Genomic DNA, 18,121 nt, shown 5'->3' with positions numbered 1-18,121 from the left:
CGGGCGGGCAGAAAAAAGGCCCGGCCACACCCTTCCCAAGGGGTCACGGCCGCCCCTTGCGGCGAACCCCCTGGATGGGCCCTTAACCCCCCCGGATCTCCTCCCTCAAGGAGCGAAGGGCCTCCCCCCAGTCCTCCCCCCAGGTCACCAGGCGGTGGGGCTTGGCAAGCCGCCGCACCGCCTTGCGCAAGAGGCCGGGAATGGGCGGGCAGGCGTAGGAAACCACCAGCAAAAGGCCTTTCACCCGGCCCAGGCGGTGGAGGTAGTGGACCATGCCGAGAAGCTCCCGGTCGGTGGGAAGGTCCATGGGAAGAAGCCGGTCCCCCTCCTCCCTCAGCTTCTCGGGGGGCAGGTCGGGAAAGTAGGGGATGAGCCCCTCCTGGGCCAAGGCCTCCTCCACCGCCTTGCGGAAGGGTTCCTCCTCGAGGAGGTAGGGCTGGGCCACCACCCCCACGCTCCCCAAAGGGGTCTTGAGGGGGGGAGGGGACTTCAAAAACCCTCGCGCCCGGTCCAGGGCCCGGCCCACCAGCATGGGGTTTTGCGTGAGGAGGTGCCCCACCTCCGCCGCCCGGCCCAAGACCCGTTCGGATAGCTCCGCGGGCACCTTGAGCACCGGGGGAAGGCCCGGGAAGTAGCGGCGGAGGGCGGCCTCCAGGTCCAAAAGCCAGGGGCACTGCCCCCCGCCCTTTTCCGAATCCACCCCCCCTTGCAGGTCGGGGAGGAGCAGGTAGTCCACCCCTTGCGCCTTCAGGGCCTCCACCTGGGCCAAAAGCCCCTGCACCGGCAGGCAGTAGGGCTGGTGGCGGGCGGGGGGAGGCTCCGCCCGCACCACCTCCACCCCCAAGGCCTCTAAATAGGCCTCCCAAAAGCCCAGGTACCGACGGGAAAGAAAGCCCTTCAGGACGCCCACGCGCATACGCCCTATCCTACGCCAAGGGCCTTTAAAAAGGCCAGAAGCACCTCCCGGCCCTCCCAAAGGCTCTTAGGAAGCACCCACTCCTCCCGGGTGTGGGCCCCGCTCCCCCGGTACACCCCCAGGGCCAAGGCGGGGATGCCCCGCTCAATGGCGGCGCTGGCGTCGGTGGAACCCGGCTGGAACCTAGGCCTTTCCCCGATCTTGGCCAGGGCCTCCGCCGCCGCCTGCAGAAGCCGGGGGGTGGCGGTGCTCCCCGTGGGCCTCTGCCCCAGGACCTCCAGGGAGACCCTCACCCCGTGGAACCGGGCCACCTCCTTTAGGACCTCCTGGGCCCTTTGGTGGAGGGTGCGAAGCCTTCCCTCTTCCAAGGCGCGGATCTCCACCAAGGCCGAGGCCTCCTTAGGGATGGCGTTCACCGCCTCGCCCCCTTCCAGGCCGCTGGCGTTCAGGCTGGCCTCGCTCCCCACCTCCTGGAAGAGGGCGCGCAGCCGGCAAAGCCCCTCCGCCAGGGCAAACACGGGGTTGGGCACCTCCTTGTCCCCCCAGGCGTGGCCACCCCGGCCCAAAAAGGTGACCCGGAAGCGGACCGAGCCCAAGGCCCGGTCCACCACCCCCGGCAGATACCCGTCCACCGCCACCACCACCTCGGGCGCCAGGGTTTCCACCAGGGCCCGGGCCCCCTTGAGGTTCCCCAGGCCCTCCTCCCCCACGGTGAAGCCCCGGACCACCCCCGGGATCTCGGGAAGGGAGAGGAGGACGGCCACCCCGCTGGAGTTATCCCCTACCCCTGGGCCGTAGAGCCTTTCCCCCGCCCGCCTGGGGGGCTCGGGGGGCAAAACCGTGTCCAGGTGGGCCAAAAGAAGCACCCGCCCCTCCCCGGCCCACACATTCCCCAGGCCGTCCCGCCGGGCCCCCGGCAGTCGGGCAGCCACGTAGGCCCCCCGGGCCTCCTCCCCCGCCAGGGGGGCGAGCTCCAGGAGGAAGCGCACCGGGTCCACTACTCTTCGGGCTCGGGCTGGGCCAGTCCCTCGCGGATGGCGTACAGAGCCGCTTGGGTGCGGTTGTTCAGGTGAAGCTTCTGGAAGATTTCGGAAAGGCGGTTGCGCACGGTCTTTTCAGAAAGCTGCAGCTCAGCGGCGATCTCCAGGTTGGTGTACCCCTGGGCCACCAGCTTGAGGATCTGGATCTCCCTTTCGGAAAGCTCCGCATGTAGGGGAAGGCTGGACTCCTTCTTGGCCCGGAAGTCCTGGATGATGCGCCCCGCCAGCTCGGCATCCAGAAGCACCTCCCCCGCATGCACCCGGCGGATGGCCTCGATGAGCTCGCTGGCGTTGGTATCCTTCAGGAGGTAGCCCCTGGCCCCCGCCTTCACCGCCTCAAACACGTAGGCGTCCTGGCGGTACATGGTGAGGATGATCACCCTGGCCTCGGGCCACTCCTTGAGGATGGCCTGGGTGGCCTGCACCCCGTCCAGGCCCGGCATCTGGATGTCCATGAGGATCACGTCCGGCTTGGCCTCGAGGGCATGCCGCATGGCCTCCCAGCCGTCCTTCGCCTCCCCCACCACCCGGAAATCCCCCTCCGCCTCCAGAAGGCTTTTAAGCCCTTGGCGAAAAAGGGCATGATCGTCCGCTAAGAGTACCCGAATCACCCCTTTATCTTAGCGCCGGCGGGCTTGGTGTAGGGTGGAAAGGTGAAGGTTCTCACCGTGGAGAAGCTGGTACCGGGAGGCTACGGCCTGGCCCGCACCGAGGAGGGGGCCATCCTCATCAAGGGGGGGTTACCAGGAGAGGCGGTGCGGGGGAAGCCCGTGCGCCGCAAGGGGGCCCTGTTCCTGGAAGAAGTGGAGGTCCTCACCCCCCGCCCCGACCGCTACCCCCACCCCCTCCCCCCCTCCGCCGACCTGCCCTTGGCCTACGAAAGCCAGCTCCCCCTGAAGGAAAGCCTGGTGCAAGACGCCCTGGAGCGCATCGCCAAGCTCCCCTTCCCCCTGGCCCCCATCCGCCCCTCCCCCAGGCCCCTGGGTTACCGCACCGCCGCCCAGTACGCCCGCCATCCCCTGGGGGGCCTGGCCTACCGCCTGCCGGAAAGCCAGGCCCTCTTCCGGCTGGAGGAGGATCCCCTTTTGGCCGAGCCCTTGGCCTGGGCCTTCTCCCTCCTCAAGACCTGGCCCCTGCCGGTGGAGGAGGTGGCCCTTAGGGGAAGCCTCCTGGAGGGCCGGGTGCTCCTCGGCCTCATCGGCGGAAACCCGGAAAGCCTCCGGCGCCCCGCCAAGGCCCTGGTGCGGGAGGGGTTCGCGGGGGTGGTCTGGGCCGAGCCTTCCCCCAAGGGGCGCTTCCGGGGAAGGGTAAGGCCCCTTTACGGGGAAAGAACCCTCCTGGAGCGGTTCGGCCCCCTCACCGCCACCGTGAGCGTGGAAAGCTTCAGCCAGGTAAACCCCTTGGCCATGGGGGAACTCCTGGAGGAGGCCCTGAGCCTGGTTTCCCGCGGGGAACGGGCCCTGGAGCTCTATGCGGGAAGCGGCCTTTTCTCCCTCCTCCTGGCCCCCCGGTTCCAGGAGGTGGTGGCGGTGGAGATCAGCAAGGAGGCGGTGCGCCGAGGGGAGGCGGACCGGAAGCGGCTTGGCCTGGAAAACGTGCGCTTCCACCGGGGGGACGCCAAGGAGGCCCGGAACCTGGGCACCTTTGACCTGGTGGTCCTGGACCCGCCCCGCACCGGACTTTCCCAGGAGGTGAGGGAGTATCTCCTGGAGTCCCGGCCCAGGGAGATCCTCTACGTGGCCTGCGACCCCGCCACCTGGGCCAGGGACGTGGGGTGGCTGGTGGGGGGCGGCTACCGGCTGGCCTTCGCCCGGCCCTACGACTTTTTCCCCTTCACCCACCACGTGGAGGTCCTTTCCCTTTTGCAACTAAGGGCCAAGGCATGAGGGATGCCTTAAGGGCTCGGGAAGAAGGGCGATGCCCAAAGCCTTTCTGGGGCCCCCGTGACGGGGTGCTTAGGGTAGGGGGAGGCCCTGGAAAAAGGGCATGGGGTCCACGGGAACCCCCCAAAGGCGCACCTCGAGGTGCAGGTGGGGCCCGGTGGAAAGCCCCGTGTTCCCCAAAAGCCCCAGCACCTGCCCCCCCTTAACCCTCTCCCCCACCCTCACCCTCCTTTCCGCAAGGTGCCAGTACCCGGTGCAAAGGCCCATCCCGTGGCTCAGGACCACCGCCTCCCCCCGCACCTTCAGCCTCTCCGAAAGGACCACGACCCCCTCGGCCACCGCCCGCACGGGGGTGCCGGGCAAAGCGGCGAAGTCCAGGCCCTCGTGGTAGGAGGTGAAAAGGGTGCCGTAGCGCCGACGGGTGCCAAAGGGGCTGGTAACGCGCCCACCCTCCAGGGGCCTCAGGAAACGGGAAACCCTAAGGGGGCCTTCCCTGGGGCAGGCCCCCACCACCTTCTCCCGCTCCGCCTTCAGGCCGGGATCCCGGAGCAGGCCCTCCAGGGAGGGGCTTAAGGCCAGGGTTTCCTGGCCGTAGCCCCCGGGGACCACCTGGAGGGAAAGGGCCACCTCCTCCCCCTCCAGGACGAGGCGCAAGGGGTACTCCCCCGGCTTCACCAAGGCCCCCACCGGCAAAAGGGCCCATAGGCCCCCCTCCCCGGGTACCAGGGGGTACCGCTCCCCCAAAAACCCCACCCACCCCTGGGCGTACCCCTCCACCCAAAGGCCAAAGGCCCGGCCCTGGACGGGAGGGAAGTAAAAGGCCCTTCCCCGGGGCAGGGCCACCTCCCCCCTTGGGCGCACCCAAAGCACCTGCCCCACCTGGAGGCGGTTGGGGTCCCTTAGCCCGTTGAGCCGGGCCAGCTCCTCCACCGTGGTGCCGTAGCGCCGGGCGATGGCGAACAGGGTTTCCCCAGGGGCCACGGTGTGGGTGAGGGCCCGGGAACCCTGGGCCAAGCCGAGGAGGGACACCAGAACCCCGACGAACCAAAGGCGGCGCATACCGGGTATCCTAGGGCAAAAGGAGCCCGTATGGTGCTGATCCTAAACGGACCCAACCTGAACCTGCTGGGCCAGCGGGAGCCCGAGGTCTACGGGCGCACCACCCTCGAGGAGCTGGAAGCCCTCTGCGAGGCCTGGGGAGCGGAGCTGGGCCTCGGGGTGGCCTTTCGCCAGAGCAACTACGAGGGGCAGCTGATAGAATGGGTGCAGCAAGCCCACCGGGAGGGATTCTTGGCCCTGGTCCTGAACCCCGGGGCCCTCACCCATTACTCCTACGCCCTCCTGGACGCCCTTAGGGCCCAGCCCCTCCCTGCGGTGGAGGTCCACCTCTCCAACCTCCATGCCCGCGAGCCCTTTCGCCAGCACTCCGTGACCGCGGGGGCCTGCCGGGGCATCATCGCGGGGTTTGGCGTCCTCTCCTACAAGCTGGCCCTGGTCTACCTGGCGGAGGTCCTGGAGGTGGGCCCGCCGGGCTAACCCCCCCTGGACCCCCTCGCCCGGGCGGCCGGTCCTGAGGACCGGCGCGTCTGATATACTGAAAAGAGGCTTTGGCCCGAGAGGAAGAGTATGCCCGAGACGGTGGTTCCCGTAGAAATCACAGAAGAGCTCAAGCAAAGCTTCATCAACTACGCCATGTCCGTCATCGTGGACCGGGCCCTGCCCGACGTGCGGGACGGGCTCAAGCCGGTCCAACGGCGCATCCTCTTTGGCGCCTACCAAGAGGGGGTGCTCCCAAACCGCAAGCACGTGAAAAGCGCCAAGATCGTGGGCGAGGTCATGGGTAAGTACCACCCCCACGGGGACGCCGCCATCTACGATGCCCTGGCCCGCCTGGCCCAGCCCTGGAACCTGCGCTACCCCCTGGTGGACGGCCAAGGAAACTTCGGCTCGGTGGACGGGGACCCCCCGGCGGCCCAGCGCTACACGGAGGCCCGCCTCTCCCCGCTAGGGGCGGAGATGCTTCTGGACATCGACAAGGAAACCGTGGACTTCCGCCCCAACTACGACGGCTCCCTTAAGGAGCCCGAGGTCCTCCCCTCCGCCATCCCCAACCTCCTGGTGAACGGGGCCAGCGGCATCGCCGTGGGCATGGCCACCAGCCTCCCGCCCCACAACCTCTCCGAGGTGGTGGACGCCCTGGTGGCCATGATCGACAACCCGGGGATCACCCTCGAGGAGGTCATGCGCCACCTACCCGGCCCCGACTTCCCCACCGGGGGCAAGGTCTCCCGGAGGGGGATCCAGGAGGCCTACGCCACGGGCCGGGGTAGCCTCAAGCTCAGGGCCAAGGTGCGGGTGGAGGAAAAGGGCCAGCGCCCCATGCTGGTGGTCACGGAGATCCCCTACCAGGTCAACAAGGCCAGCCTCATCGCCCAGATCGCCGCCCTGGTGAAGGCCAAGAAGATTGAGGACATCGTGGCCCTGCGGGACGAGTCCGACCGCCAGGGCCTCAGGATCGCCATCGAGCTCAAACGAGGGGCCAACCCTCAGGTGGTCCTGAACCAGCTTTACAAGCACACCGCCTTGCAAACCTCCTTCACGGTGAACCTCCTGGCCATCGTGGACGGAGAGCCCAAGGTCCTCTCCCTCCTCGCCCTCATGCGCCACTACCTGGACCACCGCAAGGAGGTGGTGCGGCGCAGGAGCCTCTTTGACCTCAAAAAGGCCGAGGAGCGGGCCCACGTGCTGGAGGGGCTCCTCATCGCCCTGGACCACATCGACGAGGTCATCGCCCTCATCCGCGGCTCCCAGGACGCCCAGGAGGCCCGCCAAGGGCTCATGGGGCGCTTCGGGCTCTCCGAGGTCCAGGCCCAGGCCATTCTGGACATGCGCTTGCAACGCCTGGTGGCCCTGGAGCGGGAGAAGCTTTTGGAGGAGTACCGGGAGCTCATGGAGGAGATCGCCCGGCTGCGGGCCATCCTGGAGGAGGAGGAACGCCTCTGGGCCGAGGTGAAGAAGGACCTCCTAAGGGTCAAGGAGAAGTACGGGGACGCCCGGCGCACGGTGATCACCGAGTTTGAGGAGAGCTTCAACCCCGAGGACCTCATCGAGGACGAGCCCATGGTGATCACCCTCACCGCCCAGGGTTTCCTGAAGCGCCTTCCCCTGGAGAGCTACCGGGCCCAAGGAAGGGGAGGCAAAGGGCTCATGGCCGGCAAGACCAAGGAGGAGGACGAGGCCATCCAGGTCTTCGTGGCCCAGGCCCATGAAGACCTCCTCCTCTTCACCAACCGGGGCCGGGTCTATCGCCTAAAGGTCTACGACCTGCCGGAGATGGGCCGGCAGGCCCGGGGGGTGCACGTGAAATCCCTCCTCCCCCTGGCGGACGAGGAGGAGGTGGCCGCTTTGCTTTCCGTGAGGGGGTTGGAGGGGGAGGGCTACCTGGTCTTCGCCACGGAACAGGGCTTGGTGAAGCGCACCCCCTTGAGGGAGTACCAGAACCTGGGCACCGCGGGGCTCATCGCCATCCGGCTTTTGGAGGGGGACCGGCTCATCGGGGTGGCCCTTTCCGACCCCGAGGACGAGGCCATCCTGGCCACGGAGGAGGGGCAGGCCATCCGCTTCCCCCTGGAGGAGGTCCGGGCCACGGGCCGGGACAGCCAGGGGGTGACGGGGATCCGCTTCAAAAAGCCTGGGGATCGGGTGGTTTCCCTGGTGACGGTCAAGCCTGGGGAGATGGTGGACCTCCTGGCGGTGAGCACCCGGGGCTACGGCAAGCGTACCCCCCTCGCCGAGTACCCCCTACAGGGCCGGGGGGGTAAGGGGGTCATCACCTACGCCACCTCCCTCAAGGTGGGCCGCCTTGCCGCCCTCCTCAAGGTGCGGGGCACGGAGGACCTCCTGGTCCTTTCCAAAAAGGGCCTGGCCATCCGCACCCCCGTGGCGGATATCCGCCAGTACTCTCGGGCCACCGCCGGGGTCAAGGTGATGAACCTTCCCGAGGACGACGAGGTGGCCAGCGCCTTTGCCGTGGAGGAGGAGCAGTGATGGAGGAGGTGGTCCTGATCACCGCCCCTAACGAGGAGGTGGGCCAGACCCTGGCCCGCACCCTGGTGGAGGAGGGCCTGGCCGCCTGCGTGAACCTGGTGCCGGGCCTCACCTCCGTCTACCGCTGGCAGGGGAAGGTGGTGGAGGACCGGGAGGTCCTCCTCATCGTCAAGACCACCACCTTCGCCTTCCCCCGGCTAAAGGAGCGGGTTCTCTCCCTCCACCCCTACACCGTCCCCGAGATCGTGGCCCTGCCCATCGCCGAGGGGCATGGGCCTTACCTGGACTGGCTCCGGGAAAATGTGAAATGACCCCCTCCGGGCCCTGGGAGCCGCCTCCTGAGGACCCCCAGGGGTGGCCAAGGGTACCGCCGGAAGAAGGCCCGCGGGGGGTCTTCTTGGGCGGAGGGGAGGCCGAGGCCGCCCCGGACCGCCTTCCCCCGGGCGGGCGCCCCTTGCCCAAGCCCTGGGCGGGGCGCGATTTTTGTAACCTAAAGGTTTACAAAACCGGGAGGGCGTGTTAGCCTAGGGGCAAGGAGGCAGCCATGACCCAGGCACGCGAGACGGTAACCTTTAGGCCAGGCGAGGTCATCCTGTACCCGGGGGTCCCGGGGCCCCGGGACCGGGTCTACCGGGTCCTCCAGGGCCTCGTGCGCCTCGAGGCGGTGGACGAGGAGGGCAACGCCCTCACCCTGCGCCTGGTCCGCCCCGGGGGGTACTTCGGCGAGGAGGCCTGGGCGGGCACGGAGCGGGGCTACTTCGCCGAGGCGGTGACCGAGGTGGTGGCCGAACCCCTCCCCAAGGAACCCCACCCCGAGGAGGTCTTTCAGGTGCTCCTCAGCCTGGCCCAGGCCCTTTCCGAGTCCTACCGGCGCATTGAGCGCCTGGCCACCCAACGCCTGAAAAACCGCATGGCCGCGGCCATCCTGGAGCTGGCGGAGACCCCCTTGGCCCACGAGGAGCCGGAGGGCCTGGTCCTCCGCGCCACCCACGACGAGCTGGCGGCGGCGGTGGGGAGCGTGCGGGAAACCGTGACCAAGGTGATCGGGGAGCTCACCCGGGAGGGGTACATCCGCTCCGGCTACGGCAAGATCGTCCTGAAGGACCTCCAGGGCCTCAGGGAGCTGGCCCGAAGCCGCGGGGACGGGCGCTAGGTGCGGTTTTGGGGGTTGCTGCAATAGACGGGGAATAGGGGCGATGCCCAAAGCCTTCCTGGGGCCCCCGTGATGGCGCAAGCCACGACGGGGCACTTAGTCCCCCGGGGTCTGTCCCCTAACCGGCACCCGAAGGGGTGCCTTGTTGCGTAAACTAAAAGCCATGCGCCTGCGCCAGCGGCTTCTCACCGGCCTGGTAACCCTTCTCCCCCTCCTGGTAACCCTGTACTTCCTGGCCTGGGTCTACACCTATTCCGGCGGGTACATCCAGACCTTTCTCCGCCTTCTGAACCTCGAGGTGCCCCGGGCCTACCAGCCCCTCCTCCCCTTCGTGGGGCTCCTCCTGGCCGGGGTGCTCATCTATCTGGTGGGTACCGTGGCGGAAAACTACCTGGGCCGAAGGCTCATCGGCTCCCTGGAGCGCTCCCTTCTCCTTTTTCCCATCGTGCGGGACATCTACAAGGCGGTCCAGCAGATCACCCACACCCTCTTCGGCCACCAGGAGGTAAAGTTCAGCCGGGCGGCGGTCATAGAGTACCCCAGGCGGGGGCTGTACACGCTCTGCTTTGTGGTGCAGCCCGTATCCAACCGCCTTCCCCCGTTGCCGGAAGGGTACACCGCCGTCCTGGTGCCCACCAGCCCCGTGCCCGCCAGCGGCATGGTGATCCTGGTGCCCTCGGAAGAGGTCATCCCCCTGGAGATCAGCGTGGAGGATGCCCTTAAGTACGTGGTTTCCGCCGGCTTCCTCCTCCCCGAAAAACCTTCAGGCCCCTTAAGCTCTCTCCCACAAAGGGCTGAGCCCCCGGCGTAGAATGGGAGGCGATGCGTCCCCTGATCCTCCTTCTCCTTTTCCTGGGGACGGTTTGGGCTGCCCTTCCTCCCCTCCTGGGGCCAGGTCTTCCCCCAGGCACGGAGCTTAGGCTTTTCTCCCAGGACCTGCGCATCCTGCACGGGGCTTGGCGGGTGGAGGGCAAGCGGCTGGTCCCCCTCTCCGCCCCGGTGCCCCCCAGGCCGGGCCAGGAGGTGCAACTCCTCCTGGTGCTCCCGGGGGAGAAGCCCCGCACCCTGCCCGGGGTGGCCGACCGCGGGGATCTATTCCTCCTGCAGGACAAGGAGCGGGTGAGCCTGCTCAGGCTCCTCAAGGAGGTCTATGGCCTCGCCCCTCCGGAAAGGCTTTGGCCATGAAGCGCATCCTGCTCATTGAGGACGATGCGGAGGTGGCCCGCCTGGTGGAGCTGGAGCTCAAGGAGGCGGGCTTTTCCGTGGAATGGGCCAAAAGCGGCATGGAAGGCCTGGTGAAGCATCGCGAACGGAAGCCGGACCTGGTGGTGCTGGACCTTGGCCTTCCCGACCTGGACGGGGCCGAGGTGGCCCGGAGGATCCGGGCCACCGACGACACCCCCATCCTGGTCCTCACCGCCCAGGATGCCGTGGAGCGCAAGGTGGGCCTCCTTTCCGACGGGGCCGACGACTACCTGGTGAAGCCCTTCCACCCCGCCGAGCTCCTGGCCCGCATCCAGGTGCAGCTGCGGCACAAGGAAGGCAGCGAGGTCCTCACCGTGGGCCGGCTGGAGCTTTACCCCAGAAGGCGGCAGGTGTTCTTTGGGGAAAAGGAGGTGCGGCTTTCCCCCAAGGAGTTTGAGCTCCTCCATCTCCTCATGAGCCGCCCGGGAAGGGTCTTTCCCCGGGAGGAGATAGAGGAAAAGATCTGGGGTAAGCCCCTGGGCCGGGATTCCAACGTCCTGGACGTGCACGTGGCCAACCTCCGGGCCAAGCTCCGTGAGGCTGGGGCCTACGGCTACCTGCGCACGGTGCGGGGCCTGGGGTATGCGGTGCGCCCGGGAAGGGGGGAGGAGGAAGCCTAGCCCGGCCCCATGTCCTTCCGGCTTCGGCTTTTCCTCTCCTTCAGCCTCCTCTGGCTCCTCTTCCTGGTGGGGGCTTTGTACCTGGCGGGGCAGGGAGTGGAGCGCGCCCTTAGGGGCCACCTGGAGGCCACCCTCCTGGAGGACGCCAAGCGGGCGGCGGAGGCCTACCGCAAGGGCCAGACGGGGGCCCTCCTCACCACGGGGGGCGTTTACCTGCACCTCTATGCGGAGGATGGGGAGGCCCTGGTCCTGACCCAAAAGGCCCACCGCCTTCCCCCGGAGGCCCTAAAGGGGGTGGGGGAGGCCCCCAGGGTCATCTGGCAAAGGGGCTTCGCCGCCGCCTTGGTGCGCACCCCCTTGGGCCTTCTCGCCCTGACCCAGGACACCGCCCCCATAGACCTGGCGCAAAGGGCCTTGAGGCAGGCCCTCCTCGAGGCCTTCTTCCTGCTTTTCCCCCTGGGCACGGCCCTGGTCTACCTCACCGCCCGGCTCACCGCCAGGCCCCTGGAGGAGGCCGCCAGGGAGATCGCCCAGCGTAACCCCGGGCGCCTGGACCCGGTGCCCCTGCGCCTTCCCAAGGACGAGTTGGGCCGCATGGTGGAGGCGGTGAACGGCCTCCTCTTCGCCCTAAAGGAGGCCAAGGAAAAGGAACGGGCCTTCCTGGCCGAGGCCAGCCACGAGCTCCGAACCCCCCTCACCGTGCTTCTTGGCCACCTGGAGCGCCTCAAGAGGAACCCGCAGGACCTCGAGGCCCTCCGCACCATGGAGGCCACCGCAGAGAGGATGCGCCGCCTGGTGGGGGACCTCCTCTCCCTGGCCCGGGGGGAGGCGGAGCGCACCCTAAACCCCCATATCGTGGACCTCAAAGCCCTAGGGGAGGAGGCCGCCCGGGAGTACGGGGTGGCCTTCCAAGGGGAGGCCCTGGAGGTGCTCGGGGACCCGGACCGGCTTTTGCAAATGCTCCGAAACCTCATCGCCAACGCGGTGCGGGCCGCGGGAAGGGAAGGGGTCTGGGTGCGCCTCAGGCGGGAGGGGGAAAACGCCCTCTTGGAGGTGGAGGACCACGGCCCTGGGATCCCGGAGGAACTCCTTCCCCGCCTGTTTGAGCGCTTCGCCCGGGGACCCGGGGGGGCACCGGGCTGGGCCTGGCCATCGCCCAGGCCATCGCCAGGGCCCATGGGGGGGAGATCACCGTGGAAAGCCGGCCCGGCCTAACCCGTTTTCGGGTGCGCCTCCCCCTTCTAGAGGAGGAGGCCTGAGGCCAGGCGGGCCTCAAGGGCCGGGGACCCGGTGGAAGGCGTTGAGGAAGAGGGGAAGGGCCTGGGCCCGGGCCTCCTGTTCCCTCAGGGCCTCCTCAAAGGCCAGGGGGTCCATGAGGAGGTGGGGTAGCCTGAGCCAGCCCAGGTAGTACTCCCCCGCCTGCCCCGGGTAGGCCAGGCGGGCCTGCTCCTCGGGGAACAGCAGGGCCTCAAAGGCCAGGGGGGAGGCCCAAAAGGGGGCATGCGCGGTGCGCTTGAGGAACTCCTTGAGCTTTAGGGGATTGCTGAAGAAGCCATACCGCAAGCGCTCATCCAAGCTTTCCAAGCGGCCCATCCACCCCTTCTGGACCAGCTCCATCCGCTTAAGGCGAAGCCGGGCATACTGGGCCAAAGAGAGCACTTCCCGGGAAAGGCCCAGGGCCACGAGGAGCCTCGAGGCCACCACGTAATCCTGGTATTCCCGGTAAGGGTCCATAGGCCCAGGATGCCACGGGCAAAGGGGATAGGATGGTGGCATGGATCGCAGGGCTTGGGTCATGCGGGCAGTGGAGGCGTTGCGCTTCGCCACCTTCAAGGAAATCCAGCGCTATTTGGACGAAGAGGGGGAAGCCTTCTCCAAAAAGGAGCTGGAGGACACCCTGAAGGCCCTGGTGACGGAGGGAAAGCTGGAGGAAAAGGAGGGCACCTACCGCCTGGCCCGCAAGCGGGGAGGCGGGGAGGCTTTTGAGAAGCTCTTCAGAGACTGAGTGCCCCGTCTTGGCTTGCGCCACGACGGGGACCCCAGAAAGACTCTGGTCATGCCCTTCTTCCCCACCTATGGGTCAGGGCGAAGCCCCATCCTCGCGGCACCCCCCTGGCAGCAGCCCTTAGCGGGAGTAGTTGGGGGCCTCCTTAACCACCACCACGTCGTGGGGGTGGCTTTCGATGAGGCCCGCCATGGTCATGCGCACGAAGCGGGCTTTTTGCCGAAAGGTCTCAATATCGGGGGCCCCCACATAGCCCATGGCGCTCCTCAAGCCCCCCACGATCTGGTAGAGGACGTCGGCCACGGGGCCCTTATAGGGCACCATGCCCTCAATCCCTTCGGGCACCAGCTTCTTGGCCTCGGACTCCCCTCCCCTGCCCGGCTCCTGGAAGTAGCGGTCGGCGGAGCCCTGCCGCATGGCCCCCAGGGAGCCCATGCCCCGGTAGAGCTTGTAGCGGCGCCCATCCTTCAAGACCTCCTCCCCCGGGGCCTCGTCCGTGCCCGCCAGCATGCTCCCCAGCATCACCGAATGGGCCCCCGCCGCCAGGGCCTTGGCCACATCCCCCGTGTACTTGATGCCCCCATCGGCGATGATGGGCACATCCAGGTCCTTTACCCCCGCCACCGCCTCGAGGATGGCGGAGATCTGGGGCACCCCCACCCCGGTCACCACCCGGGTGGTGCAGATGGAGCCGGGGCCGATGCCCACCTTCACCGCATCCGCCCCCCGTTCCGCCAAGGCCCGGGCCCCCTCCCGGGTGGCCACGTTGCCGGCGATGACCTCCACCTTGTCCCCGAAGGTCTCCTTCAGGTAGGTGAGGGCCTCGAGGATCCCCTTGGAATGGCCGTGCGCGGAGTCCAAAACTAAGACGTCCACCCCCGCCTCCACCAAGGCGGCCGCCCGCTCGGGTAGGTCGCGGCTTGCCCCCACCGCCGCCCCCACCAGCAGCCGGCCCAGAGGGTCCTTGGCGGCGTGGGGGTACTGCTTGCGCTTCACGATGTCCTTTAGGGTGAGAAGCCCCTTAAGCCTCCCCGCCTCGTCCACCAGGGGAAGCTTCTCCACCTTGTGCTTGCGCAGGATCTCCTCCGCCTCCTCCAGGGTGGTGCCAGGCGGAGCGGTGACCAGGCGCTCCAAGGGGGTCATGACCTCGGTGACGGGCCGCTTCAGGTTGCGCTCAAAGCGCAGGTCCCGGTTGGTCACCAGGCCCAGAAGCCTCCCGTAGAGGTCCACCACTGGAAGCCCCCCGATGCGGTACTCCCGCATGAGGCGTTCGGCGTCCTCGAGGGTGGCGGTGGGGGGCAGGGTGACGGGATCCTGGATCATCCCCGCCTCCGAGCGCTTCACCTTGCGCACCATGCTGGCCTGGGCCTCCACGCTGAGGTTCTTGTGGATCACCCCAAGCCCCCCTTCCCGGGCCATGGCGATGGCCATCTCCGCCTCGGTCACCGTGTCCATGGCCGCGGAGAGGATGGGGATGTTGAGGTAAAGCTTCTTGGTAAGCCGCGTCCGCACCGATACCTCCCGGGGCAGCACCTCCGAGTACCCCGGGAGGAGGAGAACGTCGTCAAAGGTGAGGCCTTCGTAGAGGATCTTCCCCTCGTACATGTTCCTCAGGCTATACGCCCCCCTGACCTTCCGTCTAGGGTCAAGGGCTATAAACCGGGGGGTATCCTCCCGCCCCCCGCTTCCCCATCCCCGCAAATCGCCCCCAGGCTTCTGGGCGTTTTCCACAAAAGCCCCGGGTTAGATGGGCGCCACGGGCCCACCCCCTTGCCCTAAGCTGTTCTCATGGCCGCCGAACCTCCCCTGACCCCCGAGCGGGTGCGCCCCGGGGTGCGCCTCCTGGGCCTGTTGCCCGGGGAAGGCGTTCTGGTGGAGCACGTGCGCCCCCTGGGGGAGGCCCTGCAGGTAACCTACCGCCACCCAAGCGGCCAGCTGGGGGAAGCCCTCCTCTACCCCGAGGACCTGGAACGGCTTCGGGCCGAGGAGGCTCCCCGCTTCCCCCTGGACGCCCCTGGGGACCTCTTCCGGCTGGCCGCCGAGGCCAAGCGCATCCGTCTGGCCTACCTCTTTGACCCCATGATGGCGGTGCACGCCTCCTTGGTGGAACCCCTCCCCCACCAGATTGAGGCCGTCTACGGCCACCTCCTGCCCAAAACCCCCCTCCGCTTCCTCCTGGCCGACGACCCCGGTGCGGGCAAGACCATCATGGCCGGGCTTTACATCCGGGAGATGGCCCTGCGGGGGGCCCTGGAGCGGTGCCTGGTGGTGGCCCCTGGCGCCCTGGTCCTGCAGTGGCAGGAGGAGCTTTGGGAGAAGTTCCGCCTGGACTTCCGGGTCTTCTCCCGCTTCACCCTGGAGACCTCCCCCGTCAACCCCTTCCGGGAACACCCCCTCTGGATCGCCCGTCTAGACGGCCTGGCCCGCTTTCCCGAGGTGGCGGCGAAGGCCCTCGAGGTGGACTGGGACCTGGTGGTGGTGGACGAGGCCCACAAGATGGCCGCCTCCTACTACCGCGGGGAGGTGAAGGCCACCCGCCGTTACCGCCTAGGGCAGGAGCTTTCCCAGCGGGCCAAGCACCTCCTCCTCCTCACCGCCACCCCTCACCGGGGCAAGGAGGAGGACTTCCGCCTCTTCCTGGCCCTCCTGGACCCCGACCGCTTCCTGGGCAAGCCCCGGCCAGAAAGCCCCCGGCCCGATACCCAAGGCCTCTGGCTCCGGCGGCAGAAGGAGGACCTGGTGCGCTTTGACGGCACCCCCCTCTTCCCCGAGCGCCGGGCCTACACCGTGGCCTACTCCCTCTCCCCGGAGGAGATGGCCCTTTACCAGGCGGTGACCGCTTACGTGCGGGAGGAGATGAACCGGGCCGAGGCCCTGGAGGAGGGGCAAAGGCGCACCGTGGGCTTCGCCCTCACCCTTCTCCAGAGGCGGCTGGCCAGCAGTCCCCAGGCCATCCACCGTTCCCTGGAACGGCGCAGGAAGCGGCTGGAGGCCCGTCGGGAGGAGGTGCGCCGGGGCCTGGCCCTCGCCTTCCCCACCCTGGAGGAGGAGGACATAGAGGAAAAGGAGGAGTTCCCGGACGAGGAGCTGGAGGCCGCCCCAGAAATCCTGGACCAGGCCACCGCCGCCCGCACCCTGGCGGAGCTGGAAGCCGAGATCGCCACCCTAAGGCGCCTCGAGGCCCAGGCCAAAGCCCTCCTCCGGAGCCACCAGGACCGGAAGTGGCAGGAGCTACGGACCCTCCTGGAGGAGGAGCCCATCCGCGGACGGAAGCTCATCATCTTCACCGAACACAAGGACACCCTGGACTACCTGGAAGAGCGCCTCAAGACCTACCTGGGGCGGCCCGAGCAGGTGGTAAGCCTCCACGGCGGGCTCTCCCGGGAGGAACGCCGCCAGCGCCAGGCGCGCTTCACCCAGGACCGGGAAACCCTGATCCTGGTGGCCACGGACGCCGCCGGGGAGGGGGTGAACCTGCAACGGGCCCACCTCCTCATCAACTACGACCTCCCCTGGAACCCGGCCCGGCTGGAGCAACGCTTTGGCCGCATCCACCGCATCGGCCAAACCGAGGTCTGCCACATGTGGAACCTGGTGGCGGAAAACACCCGGGAGGGCGAGGTCTACCTGCGCCTGTTGCGCAAGCTGGAGGAGGCCAGCCAGGCCCTGGGCGGACGGGTCTTTGACGTGCTGGGAAGGCTCTTCCAGGAAAGGCCCCTCAAGGAGCTTCTCCTCGAGGCCATCCGCTACGGGGAAGACCCCCAGGTACGGGCCCGGCTTTTCCGCCAGGTGGAGGGGGCGGTGGACCAGGAGAGGCTGGAGGCGCTCCTACAAAACGCCTTGGCCTCCGAGGTGTTGGACCCAAGGCGCCTGGAAGCCCTTCGCCTAGACATGGAGCGGGCCGAGGCCAAAAGGCTCCAGCCCCACTACCTGAGTAGCTTCTTCCGCAAGGCCCTCGAGGCCCTGGGGGGCACCGTCCACCCCCGGGAGGCGGGGCGGATGGAGGTGAGCTTTGTGCCCGCCAAGGTGCGCGAGGCCAGGCCCGGGGTTCAACGGAGCTACGAGCGGATCACCTTCCAAAAGGACAAGGTGAGCCTTCCCGGAAAGCCCCTGGCCGACTTCCTGGTGCCGGGGCACCCTCTGTTGGAAGGGGTCCTGGACGCCGTGCTCCGCCAGTGGGGCCCGTACCTGGAGCGGGGCACGGTCCTGGTGGACGAAAACGCCGTAGCTCCCCGCCTCCTCCTGGCCCTGGAACACGAGGTGCGGGACGCCCGCGGCCCCGTGTCCCGCCGCTTCCTCTACCTGAGCCTGGGCCCCCAGGGGGAGTTGCGGGAGGAGGGCCCAGCCCCCTACCTGGACCTGCGCCCGGCCACGGAGGAAGAAAGGGCCGAAGCCCTGAGGCTCTGGGAAGGCTGGGACACGGCGGGGCTCCTGGCCCAGGCGGAAGCCTACGCCGCCGCCAGGCTGGCCAGGGAGCACTTTGAGGAGGTGCGCCGCTTCCGCCAAGCCGAGGTGGACCGCACCCTCCGAGCGGTGAAGGAGAGGCTTATGTCCGAGATCTATTACTGGGACGGCCTGGCCAACCGGGAGAAAGCTCGGGCCGAGGCGGGAAAAGCGGGGCCTGGGGACGGGCGGAAGCAGCGCGCCGGAGGGCGGATGAGCTTCAGGAGCGCCTGGAGCGAAGGGAGCGGGAGCTGGAGGAAGCCCGGCACCTTCAGTCCCTCCCACCCCGCCTTTCCCAGGCCATCCTGGTGGTGCCGCCCTTGGGCTTGGGCGTGAAACCCCCCGAAGCGGAAGCGCAAAAGCGCCTGGAACGGCTGGCGGTGGAGGCGGTGCTCCAAGCGGAGCGCAAGCTGGGCCACGAACCCAAGGTCATGCCCCCAGGCTGGCCCGGCTACGACGTGGAGTCCCGCACCCCCCAAGGGACTCTCCGCTTCCTCGAGGTGAAGGGCAAGGGGCCGGGGTCAGAGGTGGTAACCCTCTCCCGCACCCAGATCCTCACCGCCCTCAACAAGCCTGACGCCTGGTTCCTGGCGGTGGTGGAGACGGACGGGGAGAGGGCCCTCAGGGTCCACTACATCCCCACCCCCTTTGTGCGGGAACCCGACTTCGGGGCCACCAGCGTGAACTACAGCCTGAAGGAGCTCCTGGCCAAGGCGGTGCAGGTGGTGGCCTTGTGACACGCCCGTATCACACCGGGGAGGTTGTGATA

Annotated in this window: 17 protein-coding genes and 1 pseudogene; 12 read left to right on the top strand and 6 right to left on the bottom strand. The window is 68.3% G+C overall.

What is annotated here, in order from left to right; all coding sequences use genetic code 11:
* Window positions 1-82 precede the first annotated feature (82 nt).
* Genes BS74_RS02620 through BS74_RS02610 form a run of 3 tightly spaced genes read right to left on the bottom strand, consistent with a single transcriptional unit; the run spans window position 83 to window position 2,567 of the window.
* The gene (locus BS74_RS02620; protein WP_038055793.1) at window positions 83-916 is read right to left on the bottom strand and encodes an acyl-CoA dehydratase activase-related protein; all 834 of its coding nucleotides are present in this window, start codon (window positions 914-916) and stop codon (window positions 83-85) included.
* Window positions 917-921: 5 nt separating this feature from the next.
* Entirely contained in the window at window positions 922-1,914 is a 993-nt protein-coding gene (locus BS74_RS02615; RefSeq protein WP_038055792.1) for a M20/M25/M40 family metallo-hydrolase, read from the bottom strand.
* Entirely contained in the window at window positions 1,914-2,567 is a 654-nt protein-coding gene (locus BS74_RS02610; protein ID WP_038055791.1) for a response regulator, read from the bottom strand. The genes BS74_RS02615 and BS74_RS02610 overlap by 1 nt, the downstream gene beginning before the upstream one ends.
* A 42-nt stretch (window positions 2,568-2,609) precedes the next feature.
* Here BS74_RS02610 and BS74_RS02605 point away from each other — a divergent pair, with 42 nt between their 5' ends.
* Window positions 2,610-3,842, top strand: a complete 1,233-nt coding sequence (locus BS74_RS02605) for a class I SAM-dependent RNA methyltransferase (protein ID WP_038055789.1) — start codon at window positions 2,610-2,612, stop codon at window positions 3,840-3,842.
* Between the two features lie 69 nt (window positions 3,843-3,911).
* Here the strand turns inward: BS74_RS02605 and BS74_RS02600 are convergent, their stop codons facing one another.
* Window positions 3,912-4,898: a peptidoglycan DD-metalloendopeptidase family protein gene (locus BS74_RS02600; protein ID WP_038055785.1), complete on the bottom strand. Its 987-nt coding sequence runs from the start codon at window positions 4,896-4,898 to the stop codon at window positions 3,912-3,914.
* Window positions 4,899-4,928: 30 nt separating this feature from the next.
* On the opposite strand from BS74_RS02600, the gene aroQ reads away from it, so the two are divergent.
* From aroQ to BS74_RS02560, 8 genes and pseudogenes are all read left to right on the top strand, one after another.
* Entirely contained in the window at window positions 4,929-5,375 is a 447-nt protein-coding gene (aroQ, locus tag BS74_RS02595; RefSeq protein WP_038055784.1) for a type II 3-dehydroquinate dehydratase, read from the top strand.
* 90 nt (window positions 5,376-5,465) lie between these two features.
* Complete coding sequence (gene gyrA / locus BS74_RS02590) at window positions 5,466-7,886, top strand: DNA gyrase subunit A (protein WP_038055783.1); 2,421 nt, start codon at window positions 5,466-5,468, stop codon at window positions 7,884-7,886.
* Entirely contained in the window at window positions 7,886-8,197 is a 312-nt protein-coding gene (gene cutA, locus BS74_RS02585; RefSeq protein WP_038055782.1) for a divalent-cation tolerance protein CutA, read from the top strand. The genes gyrA and cutA overlap by 1 nt, the downstream gene beginning before the upstream one ends.
* 233 nt (window positions 8,198-8,430) lie before the next feature.
* Window positions 8,431-9,039, top strand: coding sequence for a helix-turn-helix domain-containing protein (locus tag BS74_RS02580; RefSeq protein WP_038055781.1), 609 nt, complete (start codon window positions 8,431-8,433; stop codon window positions 9,037-9,039).
* 163 nt (window positions 9,040-9,202) lie between these two features.
* Entirely contained in the window at window positions 9,203-9,850 is a 648-nt protein-coding gene (locus BS74_RS02575; RefSeq protein WP_038055780.1) for a DUF502 domain-containing protein, read from the top strand.
* Between the two features lie 11 nt (window positions 9,851-9,861).
* The gene (locus tag BS74_RS02570) at window positions 9,862-10,224 is read left to right on the top strand and encodes a hypothetical protein (protein WP_038055779.1); all 363 of its coding nucleotides are present in this window, start codon (window positions 9,862-9,864) and stop codon (window positions 10,222-10,224) included.
* Window positions 10,221-10,904 carry a response regulator transcription factor gene (locus BS74_RS02565; RefSeq protein ID WP_038055778.1) on the top strand — a complete coding sequence of 228 codons (684 nt, stop codon included), beginning with the start codon at window positions 10,221-10,223 and terminating at the stop codon, window positions 10,902-10,904. Before BS74_RS02570 ends, BS74_RS02565 begins: the two co-directional genes overlap by 4 nt.
* A gap of 9 nt (window positions 10,905-10,913) precedes the next feature.
* A pseudogene (locus tag BS74_RS02560) lies at window positions 10,914-12,163 on the top strand (sensor histidine kinase).
* Window positions 12,164-12,176: 13 nt separating this feature from the next.
* On the opposite strand, the gene BS74_RS02555 reads toward BS74_RS02560, so the two are convergent.
* Window positions 12,177-12,638 (bottom strand): hypothetical protein, encoded by a 462-nt coding sequence (locus BS74_RS02555; RefSeq protein ID WP_038055777.1) that lies wholly within the window; start codon window positions 12,636-12,638, stop codon window positions 12,177-12,179.
* Between the two features lie 40 nt (window positions 12,639-12,678).
* Between BS74_RS02555 and BS74_RS02550 the strand changes: the two genes are divergently transcribed.
* A complete protein-coding gene (locus BS74_RS02550) occupies window positions 12,679-12,909 on the top strand; it encodes a hypothetical protein (RefSeq protein WP_038055775.1) in 231 nt (76 codons plus the stop codon).
* 120 nt (window positions 12,910-13,029) lie between these two features.
* Here BS74_RS02550 and guaB read toward each other — a convergent pair whose 3' ends face one another.
* Window positions 13,030-14,514 (bottom strand): IMP dehydrogenase, encoded by a 1,485-nt coding sequence (gene guaB / locus BS74_RS02545; protein WP_038055767.1) that lies wholly within the window; start codon window positions 14,512-14,514, stop codon window positions 13,030-13,032.
* Window positions 14,515-14,697: 183 nt separating this feature from the next.
* Here guaB and BS74_RS12930 point away from each other — a divergent pair, with 183 nt between their 5' ends.
* Entirely contained in the window at window positions 14,698-17,688 is a 2,991-nt protein-coding gene (locus BS74_RS12930; protein WP_281173165.1) for a DEAD/DEAH box helicase, read from the top strand.
* Complete coding sequence (locus tag BS74_RS12290) at window positions 17,685-18,089, top strand: protein NO VEIN domain-containing protein (RefSeq protein WP_245606065.1); 405 nt, start codon at window positions 17,685-17,687, stop codon at window positions 18,087-18,089. The genes BS74_RS12930 and BS74_RS12290 overlap by 4 nt, the downstream gene beginning before the upstream one ends.
* Window positions 18,090-18,121 lie beyond the last annotated feature (32 nt).

The organism is Thermus amyloliquefaciens, from assembly GCF_000744885.1.
Taxonomy (GTDB): domain Bacteria; phylum Deinococcota; class Deinococci; order Deinococcales; family Thermaceae; genus Thermus; species Thermus amyloliquefaciens.
Note: the sequence above shows the minus strand (reverse complement) of the source record. Positions and strands in the feature narration are given on the sequence as shown.